The 23,200-nt window shown below is 37.6% G+C and carries 19 protein-coding genes and 1 pseudogene; 2 read left to right on the forward strand and 18 right to left on the reverse strand.

The annotated features are described in order from the left end of the window. Window positions 1-123: 123 nt before the first annotated feature. From glgP to STRMA_RS04720, 8 genes and pseudogenes are all read right to left on the reverse strand, one after another. Window positions 124-2,400 carry a glycogen/starch/alpha-glucan family phosphorylase gene (gene glgP / locus STRMA_RS09880; RefSeq protein WP_040841783.1) on the reverse strand — a complete coding sequence of 759 codons (2,277 nt, stop codon included), beginning with the start codon at window positions 2,398-2,400 and terminating at the stop codon, window positions 124-126. Window positions 2,401-2,412: 12 nt separating this feature from the next. Further along, window positions 2,413-3,927: pseudogene (gene malQ, locus STRMA_RS09885) on the reverse strand (4-alpha-glucanotransferase); the annotation flags it as partial. Window positions 3,928-4,034: 107 nt separating this feature from the next. Then, window positions 4,035-5,054, reverse strand: a complete 1,020-nt coding sequence (locus tag STRMA_RS04690) for a LacI family DNA-binding transcriptional regulator (RefSeq protein WP_003079098.1) — start codon at window positions 5,052-5,054, stop codon at window positions 4,035-4,037. 298 nt (window positions 5,055-5,352) lie between these two features. After that, window positions 5,353-6,615 carry a UDP-N-acetylglucosamine 1-carboxyvinyltransferase gene (locus STRMA_RS04695; RefSeq protein ID WP_003081451.1) on the reverse strand — a complete coding sequence of 421 codons (1,263 nt, stop codon included), beginning with the start codon at window positions 6,613-6,615 and terminating at the stop codon, window positions 5,353-5,355. A 187-nt stretch (window positions 6,616-6,802) separates the two neighbouring features. Further along, window positions 6,803-7,996 (reverse strand): methionine adenosyltransferase, encoded by a 1,194-nt coding sequence (gene metK / locus STRMA_RS04700; protein WP_003080044.1) that lies wholly within the window; start codon window positions 7,994-7,996, stop codon window positions 6,803-6,805. 775 nt (window positions 7,997-8,771) lie between these two features. Beyond that, a complete protein-coding gene (locus STRMA_RS04710) occupies window positions 8,772-9,293 on the reverse strand; it encodes a hypothetical protein (protein WP_003082341.1) in 522 nt (173 codons plus the stop codon). A 562-nt stretch (window positions 9,294-9,855) separates the two neighbouring features. Then, the gene (locus STRMA_RS04715) at window positions 9,856-10,440 is read right to left on the reverse strand and encodes a hypothetical protein (RefSeq protein ID WP_003079668.1); all 585 of its coding nucleotides are present in this window, start codon (window positions 10,438-10,440) and stop codon (window positions 9,856-9,858) included. A 65-nt stretch (window positions 10,441-10,505) separates the two neighbouring features. Beyond that, the gene (locus STRMA_RS04720) at window positions 10,506-10,712 is read right to left on the reverse strand and encodes a hypothetical protein (RefSeq protein ID WP_003080219.1); all 207 of its coding nucleotides are present in this window, start codon (window positions 10,710-10,712) and stop codon (window positions 10,506-10,508) included. 336 nt (window positions 10,713-11,048) lie between these two features. Between STRMA_RS04720 and birA the strand changes: the two genes are divergently transcribed. Then, complete coding sequence (gene birA / locus STRMA_RS04725) at window positions 11,049-11,984, forward strand: bifunctional biotin--[acetyl-CoA-carboxylase] ligase/biotin operon repressor BirA (RefSeq protein WP_003079269.1); 936 nt, start codon at window positions 11,049-11,051, stop codon at window positions 11,982-11,984. On the opposite strand, the gene STRMA_RS04730 is transcribed toward birA, so the two are convergent. From STRMA_RS04730 to STRMA_RS04765, 8 genes are all read right to left on the reverse strand, one after another. Beyond that, on the reverse strand, window positions 11,965-12,159 hold the full coding sequence (locus STRMA_RS04730) for a DUF3272 family protein (RefSeq protein ID WP_003081381.1): 195 nt from the start codon (window positions 12,157-12,159) through the stop codon (window positions 11,965-11,967). The two genes, birA and STRMA_RS04730, sit on opposite strands and share 20 nt — an antisense overlap. 178 nt (window positions 12,160-12,337) lie before the next feature. Beyond that, window positions 12,338-14,008: a DNA polymerase III subunit gamma/tau gene (gene dnaX, locus STRMA_RS04735; protein WP_003079520.1), complete on the reverse strand. Its 1,671-nt coding sequence runs from the start codon at window positions 14,006-14,008 to the stop codon at window positions 12,338-12,340. Next, window positions 14,008-14,505: a GAF domain-containing protein gene (locus tag STRMA_RS04740; protein WP_003081938.1), complete on the reverse strand. Its 498-nt coding sequence runs from the start codon at window positions 14,503-14,505 to the stop codon at window positions 14,008-14,010. The genes dnaX and STRMA_RS04740 overlap by 1 nt, the downstream gene beginning before the upstream one ends. A gap of 128 nt (window positions 14,506-14,633) precedes the next feature. After that, window positions 14,634-15,251, reverse strand: a complete 618-nt coding sequence (locus STRMA_RS04745) for a Type 1 glutamine amidotransferase-like domain-containing protein (protein WP_003079497.1) — start codon at window positions 15,249-15,251, stop codon at window positions 14,634-14,636. Beyond that, window positions 15,248-16,318: a bifunctional transcriptional activator/DNA repair enzyme AdaA gene (locus tag STRMA_RS04750; RefSeq protein WP_003080269.1), complete on the reverse strand. Its 1,071-nt coding sequence runs from the start codon at window positions 16,316-16,318 to the stop codon at window positions 15,248-15,250. The genes STRMA_RS04745 and STRMA_RS04750 overlap by 4 nt, the downstream gene beginning before the upstream one ends. Window positions 16,319-16,458: 140 nt before the next feature. Further along, window positions 16,459-17,085, reverse strand: a complete 627-nt coding sequence (locus tag STRMA_RS04755) for a class I SAM-dependent methyltransferase (RefSeq protein ID WP_003082102.1) — start codon at window positions 17,083-17,085, stop codon at window positions 16,459-16,461. After that, window positions 17,085-17,654, reverse strand: coding sequence for a GrpB family protein (locus STRMA_RS04760; RefSeq protein ID WP_003079177.1), 570 nt, complete (start codon window positions 17,652-17,654; stop codon window positions 17,085-17,087). Before STRMA_RS04760 ends, STRMA_RS04755 begins: the two co-directional genes overlap by 1 nt. Before the next feature lie 117 nt (window positions 17,655-17,771). Then, entirely contained in the window at window positions 17,772-18,557 is a 786-nt protein-coding gene (locus STRMA_RS04765; RefSeq protein WP_003080566.1) for an L-threonylcarbamoyladenylate synthase, read from the reverse strand. Window positions 18,558-18,732: 175 nt separating this feature from the next. Between STRMA_RS04765 and STRMA_RS04770 the strand changes: the two genes are divergently transcribed. Beyond that, on the forward strand, window positions 18,733-20,484 hold the full coding sequence (locus STRMA_RS04770) for a glycerophosphodiester phosphodiesterase (protein WP_003078819.1): 1,752 nt from the start codon (window positions 18,733-18,735) through the stop codon (window positions 20,482-20,484). 724 nt (window positions 20,485-21,208) lie between these two features. On the opposite strand, the gene leuD is transcribed toward STRMA_RS04770, so the two are convergent. Both leuD and leuC read right to left on the reverse strand, forming a co-directional pair. Next, window positions 21,209-21,799, reverse strand: a complete 591-nt coding sequence (leuD, locus tag STRMA_RS04775; protein ID WP_003079667.1) for a 3-isopropylmalate dehydratase small subunit — start codon at window positions 21,797-21,799, stop codon at window positions 21,209-21,211. Between the two features lies 1 nt (window position 21,800). Continuing rightward, complete coding sequence (gene leuC, locus STRMA_RS04780) at window positions 21,801-23,186, reverse strand: 3-isopropylmalate dehydratase large subunit (RefSeq protein WP_003082145.1); 1,386 nt, start codon at window positions 23,184-23,186, stop codon at window positions 21,801-21,803. Between the last annotated feature and the right edge of the window lie 14 nt (window positions 23,187-23,200).

A 23,200-nucleotide genomic window follows, 5' to 3' on the forward strand; every position in this document is an offset into this window, starting at 1 on the left:
TGATGACACAGTGTCATTATAGGCTTATTTTAGCATATTATGACACTGTGTCAAAAGAAAAAATACTTCCAAATACAAAAAAGCTACTCCTTGCTTTAGGAGTAACTTTTTAGTGTCTGTTTTTTATAAACTATGCCAAATATCTTGGTCATACTGTTCAATCGTTCGGTCTGATGAGAAGAAGCCAGCCTTAGCAATATTGTGAACAACCTTAGTATTCCAAATATCTTGGTCTTCATAATCTGCTAGCATTTTTTCTTTTTTAGCAATGTATTCTTTCAAATCAAGTAAAGTCATAAACCAATCTTTATTGATAAGCTCATTATAAAGACGTTCTAAGCGGTCTTTCTTTCCATGGGCCAGAAGATCATCACTAACAATAAAGTCCACTGCTTCTTTGATCAGAGTATCATTATTGTAATAGTCTTTAGAAGTATAGGTCCCTTTATCATATAAATCAATAACCGTATCTGAATCTTTACCAAAGATATAAATATTATCCTGACCAACTAAATCCGCAATTTCAACATTGGCACCATCCATCGTTCCCAGTGTCAAAGCACCATTAAGCATGAATTTCATATTACCAGTACCAGAGGCTTCTTTTGAAGCTAAAGAAATCTGTTCTGAGATATCTGTAGCTGGAATCAGTTTTTCAGCCACTGTTACATTATAGTTTTCAACAAGGAAAACGTTCAAATAAGGACTTACTTGCGGATCATTGTTAATTAGCTCAGACAAACAAAGAATCAAATGAATAATATCTTGAGCAATAGTATAAGCCGGTGCTGCTTTACCACCAAAGATAACTGTTATTTTACGTTTTGGCAAATGGCCTTTTTTGATTTCAAGATATTTATGAATGACATAAAGAGCATTCATTTGCTGACGTTTGTACTCGTGGAAACGTTTAATTTGGGTATCAATAATAGAATTTTCATCTAGTTCAATCCCTTTGTTTTCCTTAAGGTAGCGTTTAAGTGCTTTCTTATTGCCGTATTTAATCTCAGCTAATTTTTTATGGACAGCCTTATCATTTGCAAAAGCATCCAGATTTTCTAATTCAGTTGCATCTTTTAGATAGCCATCACCAATCAGCTCTTTAATATAAGCTGCTAAGTCCTGATTAGCAAACTCCAGCCAGCGCCGGAAAGTAATGCCATTGGTTTTATTGTTGAATTTTTCAGGATAAATATCATAGAAAGCTTTCAATTCACTATTTTTAAGGATTTCCGTATGAAGAGCCGCAACACCATTGACACTTGTCGAAAAGTGAATATCCATATGAGCCATATGCACTCGATCATCTCTGTCAATGATTTGCACAGCTTCATCCTTATATTCACTGCGGATGAGGCGGTCTAAATGTTCTATAATAGTTACCAAATGCGGAACAACTTCATTTAGATAGTCTAAAGGCCACTTTTCAAGGGCTTCCGCCAAAATAGTGTGATTGGTATAACCAACCATATTTTTTACAATATCAACTGCTTCATAAAAATCAAGGCCATGCTTTTCATTGAGCAGACGAATAAGCTCAGGAATGACCATGGATGGGTGAGTATCGTTGATCTGCACATAAGCATAATCTGCCAAATCATGAAGATTTGAGCCACGTTCAAGCGCTTCATCAATCAAAAGCTGGGCAGCATTAGAAACCATAAAGTATTGCTGATAGATCCGCAGTAACTCACCATTTTTATCAGAATCATCAGGATACAAGAAGAGGGTCAGGTTCTTTTTAATTTCTGTCTTATCAAAAGTAATGCCGTCTTTAATCAACCCATAATCCAATCCATCAATATCAAACAAATTCAAATAATTTTTTCGATCTTGATGATAGCCTAAAATATCAATACGGTCTAATCTAGACTTAAGGGTAAAGTGGCGGAAAGGCACATCATAAGAAATATTGGTCGGAATCAGCCAAGAATCGTCCTCAATCCAGTAATTAGGCTCAGCTTCCTGCTGGTTGTTCCGAAAGACTTGTTTAAAGAGACCGCAATGGTAGTTTAGCCCTACACCTTCACCATTAATACCAAGCGTTGCCATAGAATCAATGAAACAAGAAGCCAAGCGTCCTAAACCGCCATTACCAAGCGAGGGTTCCAATTCAACATCTTCTACCTGACTGATTGATTTTCCAGCAGCTGCCAGCTCTTCCTTGACTGTCTTATAAATACCAAGATTGATCAAGTTATTAGATAACAGTTTTCCAATCAAGAATTCCGCAGAAATATAGTACACTTTACGCTTAGAATCATTCTTAGGCAAATCTTCTGCCCTTTCTTGAACATAATGCAGCAACTGAGTATAAATCGCTTCATTGCTCAATTCAGATAAGTTTTTATCAGTTTTTTCTGAAACGTATTGCGTAAAGGTCTTCGTCTTTGTTAACATGTCTTCATTTCCTCTTTGATATAATGTCGTTAATCTGCTTAAAAAAGCTTTCTTATCTTTAGTCAAATCTTCAGAGCGCATTCGCCACTGCCAATTTCCGCCAATGGTAGATGGGATATTCATTCGAGAGCTTGCCGGTTTATTGAGCAAATCCTGCATGGTCAAAATAGCTGTATTGCTGACACTAGCAAAAAGCAGACGCAGCATAGCTTTGTTAACAGGTTCAATAGGCTTGCGATTGCTGTAAGCATCAACAAACTCCTGCTGATCTGTAGTTAGATTGTCATACCAGCCATTGACCACCTCATTATCATGGGTCCCAATATAGACCACACTGTTAGGAACACAATGATGAGGCATATCAACACTGTGGCCAGTCAAATCATAAAAGCCAAATTCTAAAATTTTCATACCAGGAAAACCGGTATCACGCAGCAATTTCCGTGCTTTATCATCAACATAGCCCAAATCTTCAGCAATAATTGGCAAACTGCCTAAGGCATTTTCGACAGCTCTGAAAAGAGCAAGTCCTGGTCCTGGCTGCCAACTGCCATTCTTGGCTGTTTTGGAATCACCTTTGATTTCCCAAAAATCTGAAAAGCCTTTAAAGTGATCAATCCGCAAAATATCATAAATTTTAAAGCTTTCCTGAATGCGGTAAATCCACCAGGCAAATCCTGTTTCTTTATGATTGTTCCAATCATAAATAGGATTTCCCCAAAGCTGACCTTCATCACTAAAATCATCCGGCGGACAGCCTGCTACTGATAAAGGCTGTAAAGCTGTATCTAGTTTAAAGAGCTCTGGCATAGTCCACACTTCAACACTGTCTTTAGCTACATAGATAGGCATATCACCAATAATTTTAATGTGGTGCTTATTGGCATAAGCTTTCAGCGCCAGCCACTGTTCAAAGAAGAAATACTGAGTTACCTTATAATAATCAATCTTATCAGATAGCTGACGGCGATAATAAACTAAACGTTCTTCATCACGCTGAATCGCTTTTTTATCATCCCATTCTTGCAGCGCTTTATAGCCAAAGTGCTCTTTTATAGCCATAAATTCTGAAAAATCTGCTAACCAAGAACTGTTTTCCTTTTCAAAAAGAGCTAATTTTTTAAGATTTTCTGCATCTGCTAAGAAATTTTTAACTGCCTTCTCTAAAATCGGACGGCGCACCTTAAATAAGAGAGCATAATCAACAAGCTCTTCATTTTCCCCAAAAGAAACATGACGGTAATCGTCTTCCTTTAAGAGATTTTGTTTTTTCAACAAATCAAAGTCAATAAAATTCACATTACCAGCTACTGCTGAAAAAGATTGGTAAGGAGAATCACCATAACTAGTCGATGTTAAAGGCAACAGCTGCCAGTATGTCTGAGAGGTTTCCTTTAAAAAGTCCACAAAATGATAAGCTTCCTGACCAAAAGTACCGATACCAAATTTCCCCGGCAGAGAACTGATATGCATTAAAATACCGCTTGCTCGTTTTTCCATACCTTCTCCTAACTTTTTAATTATCATTGTTAAAAAAAGTATAACGCAATCGCTTGCACAAGTCAAGAAATTTTTTTAAAAACCAAAAGATTAGCAATAATCCTTAAAAGCAAACTAAAAAAAACTAGGGGAAACTAGCTTTTTTTGAGATTGCGAACACTCTCGCGTTCTTTTAAGGTAAAAGGCACCAGCACCTTCTGATTATTTTCTGAACTATCTTCTATCTTTTCCAATAAACAATGCAGGCTGGTTCTGCCCAGACGGCTGACATTAATATCAAAGGTCGTTAAATAGGGATGTAAAAGTGTGGCATAACTGGAGTTATTAAAAGAGATGAGAGATATATCTTCTGGTACCGCTATATCATAAAAAGATAAAAATTGAATAACTCTAATTGAGATAACATCGCCAATAATGACCAAAGCTGTTATATTTTCGTTTTGAATCCTTTCAATAAAAGCCGCCAAAGTAGTAGCCTTTTTAGAGTCAAAAAGAGCGCTCTGATAAGAGCTCAATCGCAAAGCCTGCATTCCTTTTTGATAGCCTTTGTAGCGCTCAGTATAGATATCGCTGCTTTGATCATTAGTCACAAATAAAATGTTTTCATGCCCCTTGCTGTAAAGATAATCAACAGCTGTTTTTGCCATCAGCTGATTATCATTATCAATATAAGTGGTTTCGTTTTCAAGACCAGCAGGTGCTCCGATAATAACGAAAGGAATCTCATTTTCCATGAGATAGCGGCGTACAGGATCTTTTCTTTCTGAATAAAGAACAATAAAACCATCCACTCGCTTTTGCCGGTGCATTAACTGCACTTGATCTTTTAAATCCGCCATCGTATCACTGGTTGCAATAGAGACCGTAAACTGATTTTGCGTTGCTTCATCATTAATGGCCGTTAGAATCTCCATGAAAAAAGGATCATTTAAGCGATCTGGACTCATCAAGGGCGGCAAAACAACACCCACACAATAAGTCAGGCCGCTGGCTAGCATTTGAGCAGCTAAGTTAGGAACATAGCCCAAATCTGCCATAGCTTTTTTAACTTTAATTTTGGTCTTTTCTGAGATTGAGGCATTATTTTTTAAAACCCGACTGACAGTAGAAGGATTAACCCCTGCTTCTTTTGCGACATCCTTAATCGTAACCATATCGTTTCCTTTTCTTATCCCCAGATCAGCTTCAAATGAGACAGGTCTTTTTCTATTTCTTTTATTTCATCACATCAAAAAGAGTTTATTGTCATTTGTCAATTGACTTTATTTATAAATATAAATCACTTAACTTCTTATATCACAAACCTATTTTACAACAGTTTGCTTCTACTTACAAGATTCTAAAGTTTTATTTTGCTATTAAAAGGAGTGAGAAAGGAAGCCAAAGATGTTAACCTTTGTTTCTTTCTCACTCCTGTATAGTTGAGTTAAATATAGACAGTGGACAAACATTTCAATCGCCTTCTATAATTTTGATGTCTGCACCCAGATTTCTTAATTTTTCGATAATATCGGAATACCCACGGAGGATAAATTCAATATTGCTAATCTCAGTTGTCCCCTTAGCCATTAGACCAGCTGTTACTAAAGCTGCTCCTGCACGTAAATCTGTCGCTTTAACCGCTGCTCCTGTCAAATCATTTGGGCCGTCATAGATAATCTGACTGCCTAAAACAGAGATATGGGCTCCCATACGAGCTAATTCTGCCACATGATTGATGCGCTTTTCATAGATTGTATCGCGAATATTGCCGCGGCCTTCTGCTTTTAATAAAAGAGGGGTAATGGGCTGCTGCAAATCTGTTGCAAAACCGGGATAGGGAGATGTTTTGATAGACACTGCTTTTAGCTTATCCTGCTTTTCAACAAAGATGCTGTCTTCATCAACTGTCATACGAACACCCATCTCTTCAAGCTTGGAAATAAAACTTTCTAAATGTTCATAAAGAACATTTGTCACCTTGATACCTTCTCCGATAGCTGCAGCGATTGCAATGTAAGAGCCAGCCTCAATACGGTCTGGAATTACCTGATGACGGGTCCCGTGCAGTTTTTCAACACCTTCAATGGTAATAATATCTGTACCTGCACCGCGGATATGAGCCCCCATATTATTTAACAAAGTAGCAACGTCAATGATCTCTGGTTCACGCGCTGCATTTTCAATCACAGTACGCCCTTTAGCACGGCTGGCTGCAATCATCGTATTAATCGTCGCTCCAACACTGACAGTATCCATATAGATATGAGCACCTTTAAGAGGCTGCCCTTTTGTTGAAAGACGCATAGCTTCTCCTTCATAGGAAATAGAAGCCCCCATAGCTTCAAAAGCTTTTAAATGCAAATCAATCGGACGCGGTCCCAAATCGCAGCCGCCAGGAAGGCCGACAACAGCTTGGCCAAAGCGGCCTAAAAGCCCGCCATAAAAATAATAAGAAGCCCGCAAACTATTAATTTTACCATAAGGCATAGGAATATCTTTTACACCGCGCGGATCGATCGTCAGCGTCTCACCGTCATGATCAACACTGGCTCCCATCAAAGTCATAATATCAATTAAACTCTCAACATCACTAATGGCTGGCACACCATCCAGCGTTACCACATCATCTGCTAAAATAATGGCTGGAATCAGTGCCACAACACTATTTTTTGCTCCAGAGACAGCAACTTCTCCTTTAAGAGGCCTTCCGCCATTAATGATAATTTTTCTCATGCAATCAAAACTTTCTTATAAATTAAACTAGAATACCAACCAGACTATTTTATCACATACTAGCAGACATTTCAATCTCAGAAAAAAGAAAGACAGAACAGCATTAGCCAGTTTTAAGTTATGCAGCATAAAGAAAGAGTGGGATGGCATCATGATGCCATCCCACTCTTTCTTTTATTTATTTTTCTTAACCTTCTAAAGCTTTTTGAAGATCCTGAACTTTGTCCAGCTTTTCCCAAGGCAGGTCAATGTCGGTACGTCCAACATGTCCGTAAGCAGCTGTCTGACGATAGATAGGCCGTTTAAGATCAAGCATTTTGATAATGCCTGCCGGGCGAAGATCAAAGACTTGCCGTACAGCAGCTTCTAAAGCAGTCTCAGGAACTTTGGCCGTCCCAAAAGTATCAACACGGACAGAAACCGGCTGAGCTACTCCAATAGCATAGGCCAATTGCACCTCAGCCTTTTTAGCCAAACCGGCAGCGACAATATTTTTTGCAATGTAACGGGCTGCATAAGAAGCTGAACGGTCAACCTTAGTGGCATCCTTACCAGAAAAGGCACCGCCGCCATGACGTGCATAACCGCCATAAGTATCTACAATAATCTTACGGCCAGTTAAACCAGAGTCTCCTTGCGGACCGCCGATAACAAAACGTCCTGTTGGATTGATATAATATTTCGTTTTGTCATCAAGATATTTAGCTGGAATAACCGTCTTGATGACTTTTTCAATCACATCATGATGGATCTCTTCATTGCTTACTTCTGGATTATGCTGTGTTGAAATAACAACTGTATCTATGCGAATAGGCTGATCATTTTCATCATATTCCACCGTAACCTGACTCTTAGCATCCGGACGAAGGTAAGACAGCTCACCTGATTTACGCAGTTCTGCCAAGCGCTTAACCAGCTTGTGAGAAAGTGAAATAGGAAGAGGCATCAGCTCTGGCGTTTCATCAACAGCAAAGCCAAACATAAGCCCTTGATCTCCAGCCCCAATCAAATCAAGATCATCCTGCTCACTATTGCCGCGAACCTCAAGAGCTTCATTAACGCCCTGCGCAATATCAGGAGATTGCTCCACCAATGACGGGTGTACACCGACCGTTTCTGCTGAAAAACCATAAGCCGTATCGGTATAACCAATTTCTGAAATGGTATCACGCACAACACGATTGATATCCACATAAGCAGTCGTTGAAATTTCACCAAAAACATGCACAGACCCAGTATAGACAGCTGTTTCAGCTGCTACATGAGCTTCAGGATCCTGCTCTAAAATGGCATCTAAAATAGCATCGGAGATCTGATCGGCAATCTTATCAGGATGTCCCTCAGATACAGATTCAGATGTGAAAAGTTTACGTTCTGACATATAAATGTCCCCCTTTTAATAAAATAAGTGTTAAAAAGTTACAAAGTACCATCTCTGAGCTTAAAATCATAAGATAAAAATAGGTTTTTTAAGAAAATCGTTACGACAAACACAAAGATGCCTTTTCGGGACTCATTAACTCTATCATTGTACCATCTTTTCAGTAAATAGCTAGGAAATTTCTATAGGAATTTTTTATGGCCGATTATAAAATTTATCAATATCACAAAGCAAGCCTAAACATTTTTTCATCTCCTTTTACTTTTAATAAGGAGCAGATGGCATACCTAGACAAAACGAAAACCCCGATTCAGCAGAACCGAGGTTTTCAGGAGATTTATGAAAAAGAAAAGTTTTTTATACTAGTCACTTACGACTAGCTAGCAATAGTATTTTTATATTAGGGGAACATCTATTGCTAGAATGATTATAGTATAAAGCAAGAGACTTAAAGAAAACTTAATTTTTTATTTCTTAAGTTTTACTAATCTATTCTAAAAATAAAACAAAATAAAGTATTTGTATGAATTTAAGATACTGCTATCTCATCTTTAGCGCGTTATTTTCCCCAAAACAGCAAAACCAGTTTTATTAATTAAATCTCGATCTAAAGCTACTGGTCTTGCTGTTACAGCATAAAAAAGAAAAACCCCAACCCACAAGGATTGAGATTTTTTAGGAGATTATGAAAAAGAAAAGTTTTAGGAGTCCTATTTCTAGGATGACTATAGTATAAGACAAGTTTCTTAAAAGAAACTTAAGAGGAGAAAATTTTTTAGAGGGGTGGTCTGTAACTTAAATTTTTAACTAGTTTATCGTATTCTTGGGCATTTAATTGAGTTAATTTTCCCATTTGATTACGATACCAATGTCTCATATTAGTATCAGTAAATAATATTGATACCATAGGATACTCACTAAAACCACTCCCATAAGTCTTTATTGAATCTATTTTTTCCCCTGGTGCTAAAAATGGATAATAATTGATAAGATTATAATCCCAATATTTAATATTTTGAAAATGAAGATATCTTTTATTACTTAATGCTAAAACTAATACATTATATATAGGTAAATTAGAACTGTTATTAATAATTAAATTATATCTAATAAAACAATTTTTAGATTGGTCATTTGAATTTGATACACCTGTTAACCAGGCTGCAATTTTAGAAGCTTGTTTAGCCTCCCTTTCTTTTTCTCTTGATTTTAATTGAAGTCTTACAACCCAAATAGAAAATAAACCGCCTATAAATGCTCCTATGATTGTTGTCATTAAATCTGAAAAATTAATCACTTAGCTAAACTCCTTTATAAACTTTTGGTATTCATCAATTTTCCTCTGTAATTGAACAAAATAATTGCTGATGATACTTTTATTGATTTAATCCAATATTTAACTTTTTATTCAGAACATCTCACAATAAATCATCGTACATAATAAACAAGGGGAATGTATTCAAATAATTTTTTAAATTTTAAAAAATATTTAGCAACACTATTAATCATTAATCAAAGAAACTTGTATTTCATTACTAAAATAATTAATATAATTTCATATAATATTTATTAATATCACTACTTATTATTTATATTAGCTTTCAGAAAATAAAAAGCATATGTGCAAAATATAATAACTTGACTCTATGTTACAATAAAATTATAATTAGATTATCCAAATTAATGTATAAACCACAAATAAAATACTCAAGGAATATTTATCCTACTTATTTAGATGAGGTTAAAGAGGTTAAAAATGAAGAAATTAAATAATTGGAAAACTAAAGATACTGCTGATATTAAAAATAGTCAAACAAGTAAGCTTAAATCTGTTCCAGATAAAGTAAAACATCCTAAAACTACTGATAGAAAATAACTTTTATTTTTTTTTCAAAGTTCAAATAAATTGTAGCCTGAATTTTTTTATCATTTAAATACTCAAATAGCTCAGCCTCAGTTTCTATTATGCTTTCGTCATTATCTTTTATAAAAGGAAAAATTATATAAGAAAACTCTTCATTCTCACCACTCATTCCTCCGATAACTCCTTTAGAAATCAGATGTCCTTCAAAATTAAAAATAAAGCAATTGTTATTATCTTCATCATTAAAAACCTTATCACTGATTTTTTCATTGCTAAGTTTTGGTAAATGATTTTTTCTTCGCATAAAATTTACAAACCAATAATAGACTTTAAAAATTAAAGGTAGAATTAATGTTATAGCAAAAGATATTAATATAGTAATCATTATTGACAAAATAATATTACTACAAAAACTATTGATTATTAAGTATATAAAATAATTAAATGATGACATAAGTGCGATGAAATAGTGTTTGTCTGCACTGCTTCCACTATCAAAATCTGTAATTGAAAAGAAAACTTTATAATTAAAAAATCCAAATCCACCCAATGTAACTAATGATTTTAAAATATCTTCCATTTTTATCTCCTCTTATTTTTTCATCTCAATAATTGATAAAAAAGCATTTAAATTTTCGTTTTCACCTACAAGTTGTTCAAATCCTTTAAATACCTGAACATCAAATCAAGAGATTTTTGGGATATAATAGCATCACTTAAAGTTGATTTCCCAGAACCATTTCTAGCAAAAATAAAATTGTTACTGCTTAATTCTAATTGTTCTCCATTAAATAGTGGTTTATCAGAATCTAGAAATTGTATTTGCGTTAAGTCAATTATAGTCTTTTTCATAACTTCACTTTTTTACTTTCTTAAAAATATTCCACCTTGTAGACATTTTAGACTTTGTTATTTTGTCTGCTCTCTTTATCTATTAGTTTTAAATTTGTAAACATTCACAACCATTATTATATCACTATTTCAAAAAGATTACATAATTATTACAGATTAAACACTTTAAAATAGCTTCTTTGCCTTTGCTTTTTTTCAAATATGTTTTGTCTCTTCTGCTTCAGTTAGTGTTCTTCATACTTTCCTATTCATCTACTTAAATTTCTCTTTTTATTTTTTCTTTCTTTTTTATGCTACAATAACAGTGAGAAATTCGTTAGTGGCTGAGGTTGGGTTATGAAAACGTATGAGGCAATTTATCAAATGCTGGCACAGAAGGATGATTTTGTGACAGGTAAGGTTCTGGGGGAGGAGCTGTCCATTTCTCGGACGGCTGTTTGGAAGGCGATTCAGACTTTGGAAAAGAAGGGACTGGCCATTGAATCTGTCAAGAATCGCGGCTACCGCTTGCTTTCAGGTGATCTCTTTTTACCGGACATCATTGAACAAACAACTGGTATTAAGGTCTTTTTCAACACGAAAAGCTCTTCAACACAGTTAGATGCTAAAGCTGGCATTGAAAAAGGAAATCCTAGTCCGGCTCTTTACCTTGCTCCTTGTCAAACAGCTGCCAGAGGGCGCTTTAGCCGGCCTTTTTTTACTCCTGAGTCTGGAGGCATTTACATGTCCTTGCATTTGCAGCCTCAATTGCCCTTTAAACAGCTCCCTTCTTATACACTGATGGCAGCTACCAGCGTGGTTAAAGCCATTTCTCGCTTAACTGGTATTGAAGCTGAGATCAAGTGGGTCAATGATATCTATCTGGATGGCAAAAAGGTGGCTGGTATTTTAACCGAAGCCATGTCTTCTGTTGAAACAGGCTTGATTACAGACGTCATCATTGGTATGGGCATTAATTTTCATGTCACTGACTTTCCTGAGGAATTGCAAAGCAAGGCAAGCAGTATTTTTTCTGGAAAACCGACCATCACGCGCAATCAGCTCATCTCTGAGATCTGGAACATCTTTTTCCGGACTCCAAAAGACGATCTTATTAAGGTTTACAAAGAAAAATCACTTGTCTTAAACAGACAAGTGACTTTCGTTGAAAACGATCAGGTTTATAAGGGGATTGCTGCAGATATTACAGATACCGGACAGCTCATCGTCCAATTGGAAAACGGACAGGAAAAAGTCCTTAATAGCGGTGAGATCAGTCTTTCTTCTTGGTAGCCGCTAATATGATACGTGTCCATTTATCCACTATATAGATCTTACGCAGATTTCGGATGAGAAGAAAACCCCAGAATCCTGCCATAAAAAGATCTGCTGCAAAAACAGCATTATTAAACAAAATGGTTTCAATGACTGTTATGATCAAGAAAATAGTAAAATCTTGCTTTTTCATATTTCTATTGTATCAAATGTATCCAAAAGAAACTAGAAAATAAATTTTCAGCTTTTGTGAGTTTTCTCAAGTGCAGCCCTCAAAAGTTACTGTCTAGAAACTCTGAAACAAACCTTAGGACTAGATATAAAGGAACAGCTAAAGTTTTATTTTGATTAATAGTCTTTAGCTGTTCCTTTTATTCTTCTTCTACTGTAATTTTATCAGCCAAAAAGTCAAACCCTTCTGGTATCAAATCTTGTTCTGCTTTTGTTTCGTCTGCCTGATTGCTGCTTTTATTTGTTTTTAGACTATTGGCAAATTCACTGCGGATAGCATTAAATTCTGCCCGCGGAACCGCCATGATATTAGGGGAAAAACCAGATGCCTGACTCATGATATTGCCAAACATATCATTGAGGTCTGAGCGTTTCATAGCCTGTTCGGCATTAAAGGCTGCATCAAATGCCAAAATAGCATTTTCACTATTGGCAAGAACAGGTTCAGAACCCATCAGCAAAGCACGATCCTGAGCAGAGATACTCTCTAAAATTTCATTCCAGGAACTCTTAAGAGCTTCTAAATATTCCCTTGATTTTTGGCTGTCTGCTACAGTCTCCTGCATGATGGTCATCACCTTGTCTTTGTCTACCTTGTAGCGATGGCTGTTTCTTTTTGGCTTTGCTGCTACACTTGTCTTTTGACCTTTTGAAAGAGCAGCTAGCTGCTCTTTCAAATCTTGGATTTCCGCCTGTAGATTCTGGATTTCCTGAGCCCATTTTTCCGGCAATTCCTTAGAAGGAGAATCTTCTCTGCGGCTCAGCTGAATAGTCATCATTTCAGCATAAATCTTAGGATGAGTCCCATTTTTAATTTCAGGCAGACTCTTTGTAATACGCTCAATCATATCAAACAGCCTATCTTGCGGAAATGCAAGATTTTCTGTAAACAGCTCTGCCTGATGGGTATTTTCACCGCCAGACTGAACTACCAAAAGATCCCGCAGATAGTTTAGCAAATCTGCTGCAAAACGATTCATGCTTTTGCCGCTGTCAAAGATCATTTCTAAATCTGCCAGTGCCTCTTGAGCTTCATTTTTAAGAAGATGGCTGACATAGGTATCTAAAGCTTTTAAGCTGATACTGCCTGTCATTTCTTCAGCCATCTCCAAGGAAAGTTCATGATCGCCAGTCAAGCTTAGAGTTTGATCTAAGATAGATAAAGCATCGCGCATACCGCCTTCTGCCTGTTTGGCAATTAAACGCAAAGCTGCGTCATCAAAAGAGATACCTTCTTTTTGGAGAATATCAGCTAAATGCTGGCTAATAGCTGCTGTCTTAATCGCCTTAAATTCAAAACGCTGAACACGTGATAAAATGGTGGCTGGAATTTTATGCAGCTCTGTTGTTGCTAAGATAAAAACGACATTTTCTGTCGGTTCTTCAAGCGTTTTTAACAGAGCATTAAAAGCTCCTGTTGAGAGCATATGGACTTCGTCAATAATATACACTTTGTAGTTAGCACGGCTGGGAGCATAGGTTGACTTGTCACGAATTTCTCGGATTTCATCAACACCGTTATTGGAAGCTGCGTCAATTTCAATGACATCCTCTAAACTGCCGTTTGTGATATCCCTGCAGATATCACAGTTATTGCAGGGCTCACCATCTAGCTGATTGGGACAGTTCATGGCTTTGGCAAAAATCTTAGCCGCACTGGTTTTTCCTGTTCCCCTAGGTCCTGAAAAAAGATAGGCGTGGCTGATTTTCCCTGAAGCAACTGCCTGTTTTAAGGTTGTCGCTGCAATTTCCTGTCCCACCATTTCATCAAAAGTCTGACTGCGGTATTTTCGATAAAGCGCTTGGTACATTAGTTTTTCACTCCAAACATGTCAAAATGCCAGTTTGTTTTTTTCAACAAAATAGCCACAAACTGTTCTAAATAGTTTTGATCAGCCCTATCATAGTCTTCTGTCAACTGCGAATCTAAATCCAGCACACCAATGAGCTGTCCATCCTTTAGTATAGGCACAACAATTTCACTCATGGCAGCTGAATCACAGGAGATGTAGTTGTTGTGCTTGGTAACATCTCCTACAATAATGGTTTTCTTTTCTGCTGCTGCCTGACCGCAGACCCCCTGACCAAGCTTAATGCGGACACAAGACACACCGCCTTGAAAAGGTCCTAGGACAAGCTCTCTTCCATCAAAAAGATAAAATCCTGCAAAGACTGAGTTGGGAAGTGTTGTATTCAGCATAGCTGCGGCATTGGCCAAATTGGCTAAAGCGTTGGTTTCATTGGCAAACATGGACTGCGCTTGATCCAGTAAAATTTGATAAGCTGAAATTTTTTCTTGATTTTGCATAAGACTATTATAACAAAAAACCTCTCAAAATGTATGCTAAAAGAAAATCCCTGCTTTTCAAGCAAGGAAGGTTTATTAAACAAATCTATTTCTGTTAAAAAGCGTGGTAAAAATACCCCAGCCCGCTACTAACTGTTTTCTGCTGCATAGTTATCATCGTCCACCAAAACAGCTTGTTGATTAGTTAATTTAAGCAGTTTGAGCTGTCCTTCATAGACAGCAGCTGTCTGCTCAGCGGTCTCCTCAAAAGGAAATTCGCCCCAATGCGGCAGGACAGAAAAATCAACCAGACCTAAGGCAGCATCATCCGTCAAATCAGGTGCCAAATGCTTATCATCCATAATTTGGTTGTAAGAAATATCACTGGAGGCAATAATGGCACCAGCTGATTCACCAATATAAACCATCCCCTGATTAATTCGTTCACGAATTAGGGACAGCAAATTTTTTCGCTTTAATTCCTGCAAAAGATAGAAGGTATTGCCGCCTGAAATGTAGAGGCAAGGCGTTTGAGTAATCTTTTCTCTCGCCACAGCCTCTGTCACTTCTGCTATATCCAGCAGGGCAACTTCAAATTGTAAATCAGCAAAAACAGCCCTGCCTTCATCAATATAGTCCCTGTACTCTTCGACATTTCCAGCTGTAGGAAGGAAAAGGACTTTCTTTTCCAACTCATGCTGCTCTGCAAATTTTTCAAATAAAGGCTGCACTCCTGCAAAATAAGAGCATAAGAATAAGGTTTTCATGAATTTTCCTTCCTGTAAGGTTTTTTAATTCTTTTCTCCAGTTCCAGCAGATATTTTTTGCGCTCCATTCCGCCGCCATAACCGCCCAAACTTCCATCACTAGCAATAACGCGGTGGCAAGGAATCAAAATAGCAATCTGATTGGCTCCGTTGGCATTGCCGACAGCTCTGACCTTATTGGCATCACCCAGTGCTAGAGCCAAATCTTTATAGGTAAGTGTTTCCCCAAGCGGAATCTTCTGAAGCAGTTCCCAAACGGCTTGCTGAAAGGCCGAGCCATTCAAATACAGAGGAATGGTAAAACCTGCAAAAGTTCCAGAAAAATAAGCAGCTAGCTCTTTTTCCAATTGCTGTAAAAGAGGATTGGTTCCGTGGATAATTCTTGCATTCAGTTTGCTGCGCAGCCGCTCAATTTCTCTTTCCAGTCCTCGCCGATTGTCAAATTCCAAGAGATAGAGAGAATCCTCGTCCGCCAAAGCCAGCATTCGTCCAATTGGTGTCGCGATAAAAGCAGCTGTCAGCACTTTAATAGTCGTTTTTTTCGCTGGATTTCCCATAATACGGCTAAAGGCGTCATTGAAACCACTAGATGACTGATAGCCCATAGCCAGCTGTTGCTCAATGACTGTCTGACCATCCTCAATATTCTTAAAAGCCAGACCCATCCGCCGGGCACGCGCATACTGAACAAAGGTCATATCGTAAACTTCTTTGAATTTTCGCCTAGCAGTCGCCGAATGGATGCCCAGCCTCTTGAAATCTTCCTCCTTCCACCGCTTCTCAGGATCGGCTTCTACAGCTGTTATGAGCATTCTAACTTCTTCAGGAATATGATGCGGGTAAGATAGAGGCTGACAGATTTTGCATGGCCGATAACCAGCCAGAAGCGCTTCTTCTGCCTTTTCGTAAAAATCACAGTTTTCAAACTTAGGCTTTCTGGCCCGGCAGGTCGCGTGGCAAAAAATCCCTGTTGACTTAATGGCCGCAAAGAAAATCCCGTCAAACTGCGCATCTCGTTCCAGCAAAGCCTGATAATAACGCTCTTTTAGCTGTTCATTTTCTATCATTATAGTCTCCTCGTTCATCAATTTTTATTATTATACCCTAAAACAAAGTGAATGACTTCCGAAAAATAAACAAGTTATTTAAGAGGCTAAAAGCAAAGAACAGACCTTCATCTTCTGACACAAAATATTTTAGTTAGCAACTACTGTTTTACAACCACATAACAAAGCCAAGCTGCCTGCTGCCGATAATCCTGCAGCTGCAGGCCTATTTTATCCAAATAGTTGGCAAAATCTTCTCTTTCTTTTAAGTTTGGTAAATAATACTTGATTTTGCTTTGCTCGCAAGCTATGATGAGCCGTCCATCGTCTGCCAGCACACGCTTGATTTCTAATAAAGAGTGTCTCAAATCCGGCCAATGAAAATGTGTCTGAAAAGCACAGACAAGATCAAAGGTTTGATCAGGATATGATATCTGGCCCACATCCATCACTTCAAAAGTAAGCCTATCTTGTCCGTAATGCTGCTGAGCCTGAGCGATAGCGTCCTTTGAAATATCAATTCCCTTGATTTGACTATTTGGAAAAAGCCTCTGCAGATAAGCTGTTGAAGCGCCATTGCCAACACCGATATCTAATATCGTTTGATAAGACCTGTTAGGGAGTAAAGACAGACTCCACTTAGCCATAGGCAGATAAGCCTTATTCCATATTTTCATCATCAGTTGTCCTACAAAACCTGATGGATGTTTTGATTGACGAACGAGATAGTTAAGTAAGCCCCAAAGCAAGGCTAGAGCTGCTGCTAAAATAATGATTAAAATGATCATCACTTATATCTCCCTTTATAATTTTCTTTGGCTTTTTGCGTATACTTCTTAATGAAATCAGTCTTAGCATCCGTATAAGCATCACGATGATGTTCATATTTTTGCCATAAAGCTAGTTTTAAAACTTCATATTTTTTAGCAACTTTTGGATGCTCTCTTAAATAATCTCTAAAATAAAGTTCATCATGATCTCCCTGATAACGTAGGTGGAGATGAAAAACTTTTTTGGCAAAGCCAGCTTCTGTATAACCCTTATTAAAAGACATCCGATTCTTCTCTTCAGACATGAGCAAATATCCGGCATTTAGCAGCTGCCCTTTGCAATATTGTAAATCTAGATCTTTAGAAACTTCTAATAGCATATCAACAATATTTTTAGCCCAGATGTTAGAAATAGCTGTGCTGCCAATATGAGAAATTCTTTTGATGCTTTTACTTGGCAACAGCTGCAAAAGCCGTTTTTCTTCTTCCTGATACCAATGGTTCCACTCTTCTTTGTGCTGGACAAGAAAAATGGGAAATAACTGCCAGAGTTCTTCCAAAGTCATTTCTGATAAGGCTTTTGCCATCTTTCTATTCACCTATCCTTTTAATCATTCTAGTGTCATTATAGCAAAAAATCACTCTTATCGAGTGATTTTAGGCTATAGATAAACTGTCCTAATGTCCTAAAAGAACAGGCCGTTTTAATAATATTCACCCTGGCGGTAATTCCATGAATTGAAATGATCTGATAAATGCATCATGATTTTATCAATATCAAGTCCCTTACGGATAACAACTGGACATGGTTCTACCGAACGGCTGCCTTGGCCTTGTTCAGGAATTAATTTGCCGTCTGCATCTACCATTGAAACCATAACACCTTGTTCATAGCGCGTTTCAACAGTCTTATCCGGCTGAATAGAAGCCACATAATCATCAGCTTCAATAACAAGGTCAACCATTGATTCGATGCGCTCACCAATACCTTCAACTTTACCGCGATTGCCTTTACCTGATGGATTGGCAGAAGAAGCATAGACCATACGGCCTTCTTTTTCCCACATTTCTTTGGCAATTTGCTCACCTGCCACACCAAATTTAATGACAAAACAAGAAGTACCGCGAACATCAGTCATCAATTCTTCACGACCGTCACCATAAGCTTTTAATTTCTCATAAGCTTCTGGTTTCCAAGGCAAAATGCAGCCAAGCAGGATATCTTCATCCCAGTGCTTCTGATAAAAGGCATCAATTTCTGGTGTTAATTGGGCTAGTTCACGTAACTCTTCCATACTGCCGCACAAAACAACCCCTGGTTTATTGCGATGACGTTTTTTAGCTTCAAACTTACGTTCTAAGCCTTTTTTATCTGAGGTCATGATAATGTAGCCGACCTTGGTTGGACAGACAATAACGCCGCCTTCTTCTTTAACAGTTTCAAAGCCTTCTTGTGAAAGACTGCCATCCCAATGGATATGTTTAGTCATAAAAAATTCCTCTTCTAATTAATGTCTGTATTTTCTGACAACTTCTATTATATCAGTAAGTCTCATGAAAATCAAACGCTATTTTCTTTTTAAAAAAGCCATTTAGGTTAATGCTGACTGACATTTCTTGTAAAGATTATGTTAAAATAAATTATCATTTTTTAAGGAGAAATCAGTGAATCGCTTAAAACTAGAATTTCAAAAACTCTACTATAATTTAGATAAGATATTATTTTTGTTCTTCAGCCTCTTTATTGCTATAGAATATATCTGGGTTCCTATTAATTCTTGGATTTCTGAACATCTTTTAGCCTTGACAGGCTATCTTTATCTCTCACCCAATAATATCGTTTCCGTTTTTACGCGCCATTGGTGGGTAACAGCTGCCTTCATCTTACTTTTTGTCTTTAATATTATGATTTCCTACTTGCAAATTGGTTTTCTGTTTTCAGGAGTTCACCAACTTTTAGCTCAAAGACCCAAAACATTGAGCCAGTTTATTAAAGCCACCTGGCAGGAATTTTTAACTGTTGTCTGGCATATTAGCCTTGGAAAAGCTTTTTTTCTGCTCCTTTATGCTTCTATTCTCCTGCCTTTTCTCAAACGTGTTCTCAATGTTTACTACCTCAATAAGCTTCTTGTTCCTCAGTTTATCTGGGATTATCTCAGCAATCAGTATCTATTGGGCGGCCTTATTTTAACGCTTACTGGTATCTTTTTTCTGCTGGCCAGTCGTTTGATGTATGCTCTCCCCAAAATCTATTTTGACCATTGGTCTGTCAGACAGGCAGTCAAATTCAGCTGGCAGCAGACAAAAAAGAAAACTTTGATTTCTCTTTTTCGTCTATTCTTTTTGATCATCCAAGCAGTTAGCATTTTTCTTTTGTTTGCTTTTTCTGCTTATTTTATTCAGCTTCTAGCAGATGATCTGCCAGATAGTCTTTCTTTTATTTTTGCTATTTTGAATTTTGTTGTTATGACATTTGCTTATTATATCAGTATCGCATTCTTTTTAGTTAAATTTGTTTCCTTACTGACAGATAGCCACTTGCCCAATTATAATAAAAGATTACGCCGACGTTTTCAATTAGGTATTCTGCTCTTTTTTGCTGCGATTTTTGCATTCAATGGTTTTGTTTATTTAAGCTATCCTTTTCAAAACTTACCCCTTACTATCTCACATCGAGGTGTCAACAATGAAAATGGTGTCCAAAACACACTGCAATCCTTGGAAAAAACAAGCCGATTGAAACCTGACTTCATTGAAATAGATATACAGGAAACAGCTGATAAACAATTCGTTATGATGCACGATTCAAATCTCTTTAACTTGACTGGTGTTGATGGAACAAGTCATGACTTCACCCTCAAACAACTCAAGCAAATGATGGTCTCCGAAAACGGACATGCAGCAAAAATGACCAGCTTTGATGCTTATCTCGCTAGAGCAAATCAATTGGGGCAAAAATTACTTATTGAAATCAAAACATCATCTCGTGACTCAAAAAATATGACGGCTCGCTTCCTTAAAAAATACGCTAAACAAATTAAAAATCACAAACATCACATTCATTCTTTAGATTATCGTGTTATTAATGATGTCAAAAAGTATGATAAATCTCTTGTCGCTTATTTCATACTTCCCTACAATACAATCTTTCCAAGAACCAAAGCCAATGGTTATACGATGGAATATTCTTCTTTAGATCAAAATTTCATGCTTAAACTGCTGAGCAATCATAAAAAAGTTTATGCTTGGACTGTCAATGAAGAAGCAGCCATATCAAGAATGCTATTGATGGGAGTTAATGGTATTATTACAGATAACCTGACTGGTCTTAAGAAAGAAATCAAGAATAGCCAGTCTGACAAAAATTATGCCAGTCTGCTTCTCAGCTACCTTCAAGGAATTTTCAATTTATTTTAAAGAAAAAAAGCAAAAGAGATCGCTGATGTTAAGATCAGCTCAAATCTCTTTTGCTTTTTTAACAAAGTAGTCTGAGATTGGGACCAAAATCCTTGGCCTCGTTTGATTTTTTTGAATTATTTATAAGACGTGAGGGGTTGGAAGAATTTCTGTTGACTTTAATCAGCCTAGAATTTCCTGTGGACTATCAGACTGAAGCTAAAATCTTCTTTTGAGACTTTCCTTGGGTGATACGGACGGCAGCGGCTTCCTTTGGAATTCCATGCCTAAGATTTGAGTCTAAGGTCTCAAATCTTCCGAAGAGGCTGGGACAGACAGCCATGATGGCAACAGCCCTCACCCACAGAAGAATGAAATCTAGAAGATTGCGTATAAAAAGTTCCAAGCCCCGTGCATTTTTGTCGTTTTACTTGTAAGACGCAGTGGTTGGTTGGATAACCTTATCCCTTGCTGTACAAGTGACAGCGGCTATCCTAACCAACTGTGCGGAGGTGAAAGTCAAAACAGTCTACAGGACTGTTTTAGGTCAGCAACTAGAAATTAGGACTTGCTGAAAAATCAAATTCTTTAGATTATTGATTTTTCTGTCCCACTCTCTTTTATCACGGCGGAAAGTCTCGTTTAGAGCTCGCTTTGCTCGCGTAAATAAAAGAAATGATAATTGAAATTGATAGAAGCTGAAAAATTGAAGACTTCGTCTGACCGTTTTGTCTCACTCCCGTTTTTATTGCCAATAGCTGGGGCGTCTTTGTTCATACTGTGTAATCAGATCTTCATATTGAAGCGTGATCCCAATATCATCAAGACCATTTAACAATTTATGCTTCCATTCTCCGTCAATATCAAAGGTGAAATCTCCTACTGAAGAATAGATACACTGCTTAAACAGATCAACTTTAACTTCATCTGTTGGTTTTAATGCAGCCAATTGATCACGAACTTTTTTAGGTTGGACAATGGGTAAAATACCATTATTCAAGTCATTATTATAGTGAATATCCCCAAAAGAACCGGCTATAATAACTTTAAATCCATAATCAGCCAAAGCCCAGGCCGCATGTTCCCGTGAAGAACCGGCTCCAAAGTTATCACCTGTAATTAAGATACTGGCCTTACGATATTCTGGCTTATTGAAAATAAAATCCGGATTTTCTGTATAGTTATTATCTAAATACCTCCATTCATACATAAGGTACTTGCCAAACCCTTTTTTATCAATTAACTTCAAAAACTGCTTGGGTAAAATTTGATCGGTATCAATATTGTCATTCATTAAAGGAACCGTTGTTCCCGTATAAATTGTAAATTTTTCCATATTAAGCTTGTGCCTCCGATAATTGACGAACATCTACAAAACGACCAGCGATTGCTGCTGCCGCAGCCATGGCAGGACTGCAGAGATGTGTCTTTGCTCCAACACCTTGCCGATCTTCAAAATTACGATTACTAGTTGAAGCACAATGCATCCCTTCAGGCACCTTGTCTGGATTCATCCCCAGGCACATGGAGCAGCCAGGGTCACGCCATTCAAAACCAGCATCTAAAAAGACTTTATCCAGACCAATTTTTTCAGCGGCTAATTTGACAGGACGGCTCCCTGGAACGACAATAGCCGTCACATTAGGTGCAATGTGTTTGCCAGCAACGTACTTAGCGGCTACCTTTAAATCACTTAAACGCGCATTGGTACAAGAGCCTAAAAAGACATAGCCCAGTTCAATATCTGCTGCCGTTTGACCTGGCTTCATATCCATATAATCATAAGCCCGCTGATCATTCATATCTTTAATTTCAGGAAAGGCTTGGCCAAAAGCTACTCCCATTGAAGGGTTGGTTCCCCACGTTACCATCGGTGCCAACTGAGAAACATCCAATTCAATCATTTTATCATACTGAGCATCTTCATCAGAAACCAGCGTTTTCCAATCAGCAACGGCTGCGTCAAAATCTTTAGGTACACATTCCTTGTCCTTAAGATAATCAAAGGTTGTCTGATCCGGATTCATAATCCCCATTTTAGAGCCAAATTCAATAGACATATTGCAGATGGTCATCCGCTCTTCCATGCTTAGGTTATCAACAGCTTCGCCAACATACTCAACCACATAACCAACACCTAAAGCAACACCATATTTAGCAATCAAAGCTAAAATATAATCTTTCGAATAGACACCTTTTTGCGGTTTTCCTGTAAATTTTACCAGGAGTTTTTTAGGTTTAACCTGCCAAATAGTCTGGGTTGCAAAAACATGTTCGACTTCAGTCGTACCAATCCCAAAACCAATCGCACCAAAAGCACCATGTGTTGCGGTATGGCTATCTCCGCAAACAATAAATTTCCCCGGCTGCGTGCGGCCCGTTTCAGGACCAACCATATGGACAATCCCTTGATTTTCAGAACCATGGTCTGCATGGGGAATGCCGAATTCGACAACATTTCTTGCAAGAGCATCCATCTGGGCCTTAGAAATGGCATCGCGAATATCATAAATGTTAACGGTTGGCACATTATGATCGAAAGTCCCAAAGGTCAAATCAGGACGGCGTACTTTCCGTCCAGCATCTCGTAAGCCTTGAAAGGCTTGCGGACTAGTTACCTCATGGATATAGTGCTGATCTACATACATGAGTTGGGGATCTCCTTCTTTGCCAGTAATGACATGACGCTCCCATAATTTATCAAAAATTGACTTTCCACTCATACTAGATTCTCCCA

The sequence above is a fragment of the Streptococcus macacae NCTC 11558 genome, from assembly GCF_000187995.2.
Taxonomy (GTDB): domain Bacteria; phylum Bacillota; class Bacilli; order Lactobacillales; family Streptococcaceae; genus Streptococcus; species Streptococcus macacae.